The sequence below is a fragment of the Roseateles sp. genome (genome assembly GCF_046300915.1).
Lineage (GTDB): Bacteria > Pseudomonadota > Gammaproteobacteria > Burkholderiales > Burkholderiaceae_C > Kinneretia.
In genome coordinates this window covers 1-9,583 of sequence record NZ_JBKCLH010000233.1, presented here as the reverse complement: position 1 = coordinate 9,583, position 9,583 = coordinate 1, and the positions used below count along the sequence as shown (strand labels likewise).

The following is a 9,583-nucleotide window of genomic DNA, read 5'->3' as shown; positions in this document are numbered from 1 at the left end:
GTAGAACTCGTGGCCGAACACGTTCACGCCATAGCTGCCCGAGACATCCAGCCAGCGCTGGCCGTCCAGGTCGCGGATCCAGGGGCCTTCGGTGGCCTGCACAAAGCTGGGCAGCTTGAGCTGCTGGCGCAGATAGGGGCTGAACTGGAAGGGCACGCGGTAGGCGCCGGTGAACTGCAGATCCGAGATGCCCGCGCGCGCGGCCTCGGTGGCGGCGATGGAGCGCGGGTGCGCCTGGGCCAGCGCCTGAGCCAGGGCGCTGAAGCCCTGGCGGCGGCGTGCCTGCACGGCCTCGGGCGCGCCATCGGCGGCGAAGAAGCGCGCCTCGTCATAGGCATAGCCCGGGATCAGGCCGGCAATGCGCTTGGCCATGCGCGAGTGGCCGGCCAGGGAGCGGTGCTTGGCCCGCGAGAGCTGCAGGCGGCGCCGCAGCTTGGGGATCAGCCCCGCCAGCAGGGCGGCGCCCAGGGCATAGAGGGGCAGGGCGTGGGTCAGGGTCTCATCCATATGGCGGTCACAGAAGAAAAGCAGACTCGTATCTGTAACCACTGCCTTTGACGCTCTGATGAAGCTCGCACTCTGGCGTGACCGGCTGTTGCAGCAGGAAGACCTGAATTTCCTGCTGACCAACCGCATCCCGCGTCTGACCCTGACCCGGCTGGTGGGTTGGTACAGCCGCATCGAAAGCCCGCTGCTGACGCGCTTTTCCATCGCCGTCTGGCGGCTGTTCACCGATCTGGACCTCAGCGAGGCGCGCCAGCAGCGCTTTCGCAGCCTGCAGGACTGCTTCATCCGCGAGCTCAAGCCGGGCGCCCGGCCCCTGGCGGCCGAGGCTCAGGCCATCCTGAGCCCCTGCGACGCCATCGTGGGCGCCTGCGGTGCGGTGGAGCATCAGGGCCAGGTCTTCCAGGCCAAGGGCTTTCCGTACACGGTGGGCGAGCTCTTCGGCGATGCGGCGCGCGCCGCGCCCTACCGCGGGGGGCAGTTCGTGACCCTGCGCCTGACCTCGTCCATGTACCACCGCTTCCATGCCCCGGCCGACTTACGCCTGGAGCATGTGACCCATATCGCCGGCGATACCTGGAATGTGAACCCCATTGCGCTCAAGCGGGTGGAGCGCCTGTTCTGCCGCAATGAGCGGGCCGCCATCCATGCCCGCCTGCCCGACGGCCGGCCCATCGCCCTGGTGGCGGTGGCCGCCATCCTGGTGGCCAGCCTGCGCCTGCACTGCCTGAACCTGCTGCTGCATGTGGACTATCCCGGCCCCCACGAGCTGCCGGCGCAGGGCGAGGCCCGCCGCGGCGAGGAGCTGGGCTGGTTCCAGCAGGGCTCCACCATCATCGTGTTTCTGCCGCCGGGCTTCGAGCTGGCCGTCCAGACCGGTCAGCGCCTGCGCATGGGGGAGGTGCTGGCGCGGCCCTGATTCACCCGCTGCGGCTTACACTCGCTGCACCATGGATCTGATGGAAGCCCCCGCCGTCATGGACATCGAGGCCTCGGGCTTCGGTGCGGGCAGCTATCCCATCGAGGTGGGCTTTGTGGCCCCGCGCGGCGGGCCCTTTTGCAGCCTGATCCAGCCCCTGCCCGAGTGGCGGCACTGGGATGCCAAGGCCGAGGCCCTGCACGGCATCAGCCGCGAGATCCTGGCTCGCAAGGGGCGCGAGCCGGTCTGGGTGGCGGCCGAGCTCAACCAGCGACTGAGCGGCCAGACCGTGTACTGCGACGGCTGGGGGCATGACTACAGCTGGCTGAGCCGCTTGTTCGACGCGGCCGATCTGCAGCCGGCCTTCCGCCTGCAGGACATCCGCGTGCTGCTCTCCGACGCCGAGGCGGCTCAGTGGCACGAGTTGACGCAGACCGTGCGGCGCGAGCAGCAGCTGATGCGCCACCGCGCCAGCACCGACGCCCGGGTGCTGCAGCTGGCGCTCTTGCGTTTGCGCTCGGGGGGCGGAGCGCCGGAGCGCAGTAGCCTGGGCGCGCGCTGCGCGCCCGATCAGCCCTCCATGAGCCCGCCGCGGTAGCGGCCGCGGCCGGCACGCTTGGCCTCGTACAGCCAGGCATCCGCCTGAGCCACCATGCGTGGCAGATCGGCACTGGCGCCCGCGCAGACGCAAAAGCCCAGGCTCACGCCGATGTCCAGGCTCAGCGTGTCGATCAGATAGGGGCGGGCCACGGCCTGCAACAGCTTGGTGGTCACTGACTCGGCATTGGCGACGCTGGGGATCTCGGGCAGCAGCACGGCGAACTCGTCCCCCCCCAGGCGCGCCACCAGATCCTGCTGGCGCAGCACATGGCGCAGGCGACCGGCCACCGCCTGCAGCAGGGCGTCACCCACCGGATGGCCGTGCAGATCGTTGACGGCCTTGAAGCGGTCCAGATCCATATAGATCAGGCAGCACAGACGTTCTTGCTGTCTTGCTCGCTCCAGGGCGCTGAGGGCGCGCAGCTCGAAGCCGGCCCGGTTGAGCAGCCCGGTCAGGGGATCGGTCTGCGAGGCGTCCAGCAGGCGGGCCTGCTCGGCTTTTTCTTCGGTGATGTCGCGCGCGGCCCAGACCATGCCGGCAATCTGCCCGTCTTCCAGCTGCAAGGGGGAGTAACGTACCTGCAGCAGGCGGCGCTGCTGGAACTCGCGGCTGCGTTCCAGCGTGAGGGTCTGTCCGGCCAGTGCGGCCTCGATCTGGGGCAGGGCCCGCTCATACTCCTCGGGGCCCAGCATCTCTTGCACCGAGCGGCCTATCCAGTCCTCGCGCCGCAGGTCGAACTGCTCTTCATAGGCCCGGTTGCAGAACAGCAGGCGCTGCCGGCGGTCCAGCACCGCAATCATCAGCGGCACCTCTTCGGCCACGGCCTTGAGCATGGCCTCGCTGCGTTCGCGCTCCTGCTGGGCCTGGACCTGCTCGGAGACATCGCGCAGCAGCACCGAGACCATGCGTACCTGCTGACGCGCATCCCGATGGACCAGCACCGTGCAGGACACGGGCACGAGCTGGCCCTCATGGTCCAGCACCGTGCTGCGCCCCTGCCAGTGGCCCTGGGCCAGGGCCTGTTCGGGCAAGGCGGAGAGGAAATCGCGCGCGCGCTTCTCGGGGTCGGGCAGGAAGCTGCGGTAGTCATGCTCGGGCAGGGCGGCTAGGGCTTCCAGGCCCAGGCGCAAACGGCCCGCCGGATTGAGATAGACCATGCGACCGCGGGCATCGAACTGGGCGATGCAGTCGGGCGTCTGTTCGAAGATGGCGTGCAGGGTGAGCTGGGCCTCCTGCTGCAGCTCGCGCTCGGTCACATCCTCCACCGTGCCCACCACGCCGTTCTGGACGCCGTCGACCAGCAGGGGCGCGGTGTGGATCTGAAAGCGGCGACGTCGCCCGTCCGGTAGCAGCACGCGGGCGCTGAAGCTGTCGCACTCGCGCTGGCTCATGCGGGCCTGCCAGCGCTGGCGTACGCCCTCGCGTTGCGCCTCGGGCACGAGCTTCAGCCAGTCCCAGCCCTGCAGCGGTCCCTGGATCTCGTGCAGGCGACGGTAGCTCTCGTTGGCATAGCGCAGGGCGCCGCTGGCGTCGCAGCGGAACAGGCCCAGGGGCAGGGCATCGCTGGTGGCGGCCAGCATGGCCTCGCGCTCCCGTGCCTGGCGCTGCAGCCGCTCCAGCATCGCCGTGATCACGATGGCCAGCAGCGTGATCAGCAGGCTGGCGACGATGAGCAGGCCACTTTGCTGCCGATGCTGGATTTGCGCCGCGTCGTGGCCCTGGGCCAGCAGCAGCTTGAGGCCATAGTCATCCAGGCTGCGAAAGCTGACCCGGCGCTCCAGGCCGTCGGAGGCGCCGCCGCGCGATACAAAACTGCCGTACGCACCGCTCAGACGCTCGCGGCTGCCGGGCACGGTGTCGTACATGCTGCGGCCGATATAGCCCTCCAGCATGGGATAGCGCAGCAGACCCATGCCATCGCTGCGCAGCAGGCCCAGGGCCCCCAGCTCGCCGCGGGCATAGGGCTTGAGCAGACTGACGAGGCGGTCGTGATCGATCACAGCCAACAGCAGCCCCAGCTCGCCTTGGTGGGCGCTCATGCGCATGAACAGGGGCAGCTTGAGCGGCCCCCCGGGCTGCAGTCGCAGGGGCTCGCCGATCAGCAGCACATGGTCGGCATGGGCATATTCGCGTAGCGCGCCGAGCTGTGCGGGCGGCAGTTCCACAAAGGACTGAGCGTCCAGCGTGGGCAGGCGGTAGAAGCGTCCCTGGGCGTCCCCCACCATCACGTCGACGATCTCGCGCGAGCTGCTGCGCAAGGTTTCGGCCAGCTGGGCCAGGGAGGCGTCACGCAGGGGCGTGTCCGGCGTACGTGTCAGCAGCCACAGGTCCAGGGTGCGCAGATTGCTCTCGGCATCGCGCAGCACGCTTTCCAGCTGGGTGGCGGCGGTGGTGGCGGCGGCCTCCAGCTCGCGCTCTTGGTCATCCAGCAGGCGTTGCGGATAGACCCACACGAACCAGGCCACCACGCCCCACATCATCAAGAGGCTCAGTCCCAGGGCGATGAATCGCCCGGTGTCTTGCAGGCGCAGATGGGGGCTCCAGGCCCTGGAGCTGGTGGATGGCTGGTGTTTTCGGCCGACTTCTTGCGCCATAGCCCCGATTTTGCCTTCTGTCGCGGGGCTGCAATCGTGCAAATAAAGCAGCCCAGGCCGCGGCGGTGACCGCGGGCTGGGCTGCCGGGGGGGCGCCGCTGCCGGTCCTGTCGAGGCCGGTCAGCGGGAGGGGCCGGGTTTAGAAGCGGTAGTCGGCGCCGATCGACAGCACGCGGATGTTGCTGGCGGGCTTCTGGAACTCGGCGCGCAGGCCGAATTCCTTGCTGATGGCGTAACGAGCGCCGAAGCCGATCAGGGCCTTGGTCTCGTTGTCCTTGCCATTGCCGCCGGCGAAGGAGTTCTTCACCTCGATGCGGTTCACGCCCAGGCGGCCGAACACGGCGAAGTCAGTGCTCACCGGAGCCGACAGCACGGCCGACACTTGCAGGGCATTGGCCTTGACGGTCACGGGCACGTTCAGCACGCGGACGGTGTCCTTGCCCAGGTTGCGGTAGCCCAGTTCCACAGCGACGTTGTCGCTGAAGTTGTAGCCGCCGAACACGGCGAAGCTGGTGTCCTTGAACGTGGCGCCGTCGTCCTTCCAGCGGGCATTGCCCACGTCGCCACCAGCGTAGAAACCATCAGCTTGAGCGACGGTGGACAGGGCGGCGATGGCGGCCAGGGCGATGATCTTCTTCATGGATAAATCCTCCTTGGATTCGTTCTGATTGACTGCTTGAGGGAAAACAAAACGCCTCCCACTGGGGAGGCGCGTCGCATTGTGGTCGCTCGGAATCACGCTCTTTGTGTCGGGGTTGGTAAAAACCCACAGACAGTCAGTTTTCGTCGTGAACTTCCCTCCTAAGAGGGGGGCGAATCTCGCGGCTGTGTGAGGGCTGCGGGCTGGGCCAGTTCCCGCAGGCAGGCCATGCACAGGCAGCCGCTGTAGCGCGCGGCCAGGCGCTGGCGCAGGCCCTCTTCCAGGCGGAGTTCGAAGCAGTCGCAATGACCCTCGCTCGCGCCGCAGCGGAAGTCGCCACCGCAGCGCGGGCAGCGGGCGTTTTCGGGCAAGGACGTCCCGGGCTGGCTCATGCGAAGAGCGCCTTGTGCTGCTCGCGCAGCAGGTTCTTCTGCACCTTGCCCATGGTGTTGCGTGGCAGGCCCTCCACCACAAAGGCCTTCTTGGGGACCTTGAAGTTGGCGATGCGGGTCTTGAGCGCGGCCACGATGGCCGCGCCGTCCAGGGCCGCGCCGGGCTTGGGCACCAGCACCGCCACCACGGCTTCGCCGAAGTCCGGGTGGGGCACGCCGACCACGGCCGACTCCGCCACGCCCGGCATCTCGTTGATGAAACCCTCGATCTCGGCCGGGTAGACGTTGTAGCCGCCGGAGATGATCAGGTCCTTGCTGCGGCCCACGATGGTGAAGTAGCCGCGCTCATCGCACTGGCCCACATCGCCGGTCTTGAACCAGCCGTCGGCGGTGAATTCCTCGCGGGTCTTCTCGGGCATGCGCCAGTAGCCGGCAAACACATTGGGGCCGCGCACCTGGATGTGGCCGATCTCGCCCACGGGGCAGGGCGCGCCCGCATCGTCCTGCACGCGCACGCCCACGCCGGGCAGGGCGAAGCCCACGGTGCCGCCGATGCGCTCGCCGTCCTCGGGGCGGTAGGGGTTGGAAGTCAGCATGATGGTCTCGCTCATGCCGTAGCGCTCCAGGATGGTGTGGCCGCTGCGCTGCTGCCAGTCGCGGAAGGTTTCGATCAGCAGGGGCGCCGAGCCGCTGATGAAGAGCCGCATATGGGCGCAGGCCGCGGGCGTGAGCGCAGGCTCGGCCAGCATGCGCACATAGAGCGTGGGCACGCCCATGAAGATCGTGGCCTCGCCAAAGCGCGCGATCGTGGCCCTGGGATCGAACCTGGCGAACCAGATCATCTTGCTGCCGTTGAGCAGGGCGCCGTGCGAGGCCACGAAGAGCCCGTGCACATGGAAGATGGGCAGGGCGTGGATCAGCACATCGTCCGGCTGCCAGCCCCAGTAGTCCTTGAGCGTGCGGGCATTGCTGAGCATATTGCCGTGGCTCAGCATGGCGCCCTTGCTGCGGCCCGTGGTGCCGCTGGTGTAGAGAATGGCGGCCAGCTCGTCGGCGCTCTTGTGCGCGATCTCGTGCTGATCGCTCATGGCGCCGGCGCGGTCCAGCAGGGTGCCGGTGCGGTCCTCGTTGAGCGTGAACACATACTGGGTGCCGGCCTGGAAGGCCAGCTTGCTGACCCAGCCGAAGCTCTTGCCTGCGCACACCAGCACGGCCGGCTCGGCATTGCCGATGAAGTACTCGATCTCGGCCGCCTGGTAGGCGGTGTTGAGCGGCAGATAGACATAGCCCGCGCGCAGCACGGCCAGATAGAGCATCAGGGCCTCGACGCTCTTCTCGGTCTGCACCGCCACCCGGCTGCCGGCGGGCAGATCCAGGGAGACCAGCAGATTGGCCATCATGGCCGTGGCGCGCTCGATATCGCGCCAGCTGTAGACCAGGCCGGCCTGCTCGCCATCGGCGCATTCGATGGCGGGACGGTCCAGGTCGGCGGGGAATGCGGCCCGCAGGGCCGCGAACAGGTTTGCGTTCATGGTGGCGTGATTGTCCTCAATCCAGCTTGGCGCCCGAGCTCTTCACGACTTCGGCCCAGCGCTTGAGCTCGGCGCTCACGAAGCCGCCGAAGGCATCGCCGTAGAGATTGGGAACTTCGGCGCCCAGGCCGTTCCAGGTGTTGCGCAGGCTTTCTTCCGCATAGGCCTTCTTCAGTTCGGCCTGCAGGCTGCTGATGATGTCCTTGGGCGTGCCCTTGGGCGCCCAGAGCCCGTACCAGGTGGCCACCTGGTAGCTGGGCACGCCGCCCTCCACGCTGGTGGGCAGATCGGGGAAGCCGGGCGCGCGCTTGGCTGCGGCCACGGCAATGGCCTTGATGCGACCGCTCTTGATATGGCTGGCGCTGGAGCCCAGGCCGTCGAACATCAGGTCCACCTGGCCGGCGATCAGGTCCTGCAGTGCCGGGCCGGCGCCGCGGTAGGGAATGTGGGTGATGAAGGTCTTGGTCTGCAGCTTGAAGAGCTCACCGGCCAGGTGGTGGGAGGTACCGTTGCCGGCCGAGCCATAATTGAGCGTGCCCGGGTTCTTGCGGATGAACTCCAGCAGGCTCTTCAGATCGGTGGCCTGCACCTTGCTCGGGTTCACCACGATGACCTGGGGCACGCTGGCCACCAGGGCCACGGGCACGAAGTCTTCCTCCAGCCGGTACTCCAGCTTGGGGTACATGCTGGGCGCAATGGCGTGGTGCACCGCGCCCATGAAGAAGGTGTAGCCGTCCGCTGCGGCCTTGGAGGCGAGCGTGGCGCCCACGGTGCCGCCGGCGCCGCCCTTGTTGTCGATGATGAACTGCTTGCCGGTCTGCTTGCTGAGCTGGGCCGTCAGTGGGCGGGCAAAGGCGTCGGTGCCGCCGCCGGCCGGGAAGGGCACGATGAGGGTGACCGGCTTGACCGGCCAGCTCTGGGCGAGGGCCTTGCCGCCGAGCAGGGCGGCGGCGCAGGCGGCCAGCAGGGCCAGGGCGGCACGACGGGATGGGCGGTGCATGGGCAGTCTCCGGTAGCTTCTGTTTCTGGGGCGGCCATGTTCATCTGGGCGCAGGGCCTGTGCATCGGGGTTGTCCCGCAAGCCCTGCTTGCTGCCGCCCACGGTGCTGCTACATTCAGCCCGGCCTCTTGTCCCCCATGTCTTCCGCCATGCACGCACTCAGCCAGTTGCAGCCCATCTCGTCGGCCCAGGCGCAGGGCCTGGATGCGCAGAGCGTGCTGCGTCTGGCGGCCCACACCCTGTTCGAGCAGCTGGCCGCCACGGCCCAGGGCATGCTGTTGCTGGACCGCGAGCACCGCGTGGTCTGGATCAGCGAGGGCTACAAGCGCTTTCTGCCGGCCCTGGGTTTTGACAGCGATACCGAGTTCGTGGGCCGCAAGGTGGAGGAGGTGGTGCCCGGCCCCCTGCTGGCCGAGGTGATAGACACCGGCCGCCCCATCCTTGTGGACCTGCTGAGCAACAAGGCCGGCACCTTTCTGGTCAGCCGCCTGCCGCTGCGCGATGAGGCGGGCGAGGTCATCGGCGCCCTGGGCCTGGTGCTGCTGGACCAGCCCCAGACCGAGTCGGCGCCGGGCGCGCGCGGCGGCTATGGCGGCCCGACCTTGCAGCCCCTGATCCAGAAGTTTGCGCGCCTGCAGCAGGAGCTGGAAGAGGCGCGTCGCCAGCTGGCCGCCGAGACCGCGCGCAACCGCCGTCCCAAGCACACCATCGCCAGCTTCATCGGCTCCAGCCCCGCAGCCCTGGAGGTCAAGCGCCAGGCCCGGCGTGTGGCCCAGACCGATGCCACGGTGCTGTTGCTGGGGGAAACAGGCACGGGCAAGGAGCTGCTGGCCCACGGCATTCACGCGGCCTCGGCCCGGGCCCAGCAGGCCCTGGTGAGCATCAATATCGCGGCCGTGCCCGACACCTTGCTGGAGGCCGAGTTCTTCGGCGTGGCGCCGGGCGCCTACACCGGGGCCGACCGGCGCGGCCGGGCCGGCAAGTTTGCCCTGGCCGATGGCGGCACCCTGTTCCTGGACGAGATCGGCGATATGCCCCTGGCCCTGCAGAGCAAGCTGCTGCGCGTGTTGCAGGAGCAGGAGTTCGAGCCCCTGGGCAGCAACGAGGTGCGGCGCGTCGATGTGCGTGTGATTGCCGCCACCAGCCGCGACCTGAGCGCCATGGTCGCGCGGGGCGAGTTCCGGGCCGACCTCTACTACCGCCTCAATGTGCTGCCGATACGGCTGCCCTCCCTGCGCGAGCGCATGGAGGATCTGGAGGCCCTGGCCGATGCCCTGCTGGAGGACATCGCGCGGCGCAGCGGCATGCCCCAGCGCCAGCTGGCGCCCGACGCCCTGGACTGGCTGGCCCGCCAGGCCTGGCCCGGCAATATCCGCGAGCTGCGCAACCGGCTGGAGCAGG

8 protein-coding genes and 1 pseudogene are annotated in these 9,583 nt (G+C 68.5%); 3 read left to right on the top strand and 6 right to left on the bottom strand.

The genetic code is table 11. The features are described 5' to 3' along the window. A pseudogene (locus ACK5F2_RS17635) lies at positions 1-507 on the bottom strand (glutamate-1-semialdehyde 2,1-aminomutase); the annotation flags it as partial. A gap of 58 nt (positions 508-565) precedes the next feature. Between ACK5F2_RS17635 and asd the strand changes: the two are divergent. Continuing rightward, complete coding sequence (gene asd, locus ACK5F2_RS17630) at positions 566-1,423, top strand: archaetidylserine decarboxylase (RefSeq protein ID WP_409867063.1); 858 nt, start codon at positions 566-568, stop codon at positions 1,421-1,423. 31 nt (positions 1,424-1,454) lie between these two features. Further along, a complete protein-coding gene (locus tag ACK5F2_RS17625) occupies positions 1,455-2,021 on the top strand; it encodes a hypothetical protein (RefSeq protein WP_409867061.1) in 567 nt (188 codons plus the stop codon). On the opposite strand, the gene ACK5F2_RS17620 is transcribed toward ACK5F2_RS17625, so the two are convergent. From ACK5F2_RS17620 to ACK5F2_RS17600, 5 genes are all read right to left on the bottom strand, one after another. Further along, complete coding sequence (locus ACK5F2_RS17620) at positions 1,994-4,618, bottom strand: PAS domain-containing protein (RefSeq protein WP_409867058.1); 2,625 nt, start codon at positions 4,616-4,618, stop codon at positions 1,994-1,996. The genes ACK5F2_RS17625 and ACK5F2_RS17620 overlap by 28 nt on opposite strands. 139 nt (positions 4,619-4,757) lie before the next feature. Then, on the bottom strand, positions 4,758-5,258 hold the full coding sequence (locus tag ACK5F2_RS17615; RefSeq protein WP_409867056.1) for an outer membrane beta-barrel protein: 501 nt from the start codon (positions 5,256-5,258) through the stop codon (positions 4,758-4,760). A 161-nt stretch (positions 5,259-5,419) separates the two neighbouring features. Then, positions 5,420-5,650 carry a cysteine-rich CWC family protein gene (locus tag ACK5F2_RS17610; RefSeq protein ID WP_409867055.1) on the bottom strand — a complete coding sequence of 77 codons (231 nt, stop codon included), beginning with the start codon at positions 5,648-5,650 and terminating at the stop codon, positions 5,420-5,422. Next, positions 5,647-7,182, bottom strand: a complete 1,536-nt coding sequence (locus ACK5F2_RS17605; protein ID WP_409867052.1) for a malonate--CoA ligase — start codon at positions 7,180-7,182, stop codon at positions 5,647-5,649. Before ACK5F2_RS17605 ends, ACK5F2_RS17610 begins: the two co-directional genes overlap by 4 nt. A gap of 16 nt (positions 7,183-7,198) precedes the next feature. After that, a complete protein-coding gene (locus ACK5F2_RS17600; protein ID WP_409867049.1) occupies positions 7,199-8,182 on the bottom strand; it encodes a Bug family tripartite tricarboxylate transporter substrate binding protein in 984 nt (327 codons plus the stop codon). Between the two features lie 149 nt (positions 8,183-8,331). Here ACK5F2_RS17600 and ACK5F2_RS17595 point away from each other — a divergent pair. Then, positions 8,332-9,583 (top strand): sigma-54 interaction domain-containing protein (locus tag ACK5F2_RS17595; RefSeq protein WP_409867046.1); only part of this gene is annotated, 1,252 nt, incomplete at its 3' end.

Coding starts and splice junctions, on each gene's coding strand:
- ACK5F2_RS17615 (WP_409867056.1), bottom strand. CDS start 5,258: ATGAAGAAGATCATCGCCCTGGCCGCCATCGCCGCCCTGTCCACCGTC.
- ACK5F2_RS17600 (WP_409867049.1), bottom strand. CDS start 8,182: ATGCACCGCCCATCCCGTCGTGCCGCCCTGGCCCTGCTGGCCGCCTGC.
- ACK5F2_RS17610 (WP_409867055.1), bottom strand. CDS start 5,650: ATGAGCCAGCCCGGGACGTCCTTGCCCGAAAACGCCCGCTGCCCGCGC.
- asd (WP_409867063.1), top strand. CDS start 566: ATGAAGCTCGCACTCTGGCGTGACCGGCTGTTGCAGCAGGAAGACCTG.
- ACK5F2_RS17625 (WP_409867061.1), top strand. CDS start 1,455: ATGGATCTGATGGAAGCCCCCGCCGTCATGGACATCGAGGCCTCGGGC.
- ACK5F2_RS17605 (WP_409867052.1), bottom strand. CDS start 7,182: ATGAACGCAAACCTGTTCGCGGCCCTGCGGGCCGCATTCCCCGCCGAC.
- ACK5F2_RS17620 (WP_409867058.1), bottom strand. CDS start 4,618: ATGGCGCAAGAAGTCGGCCGAAAACACCAGCCATCCACCAGCTCCAGG.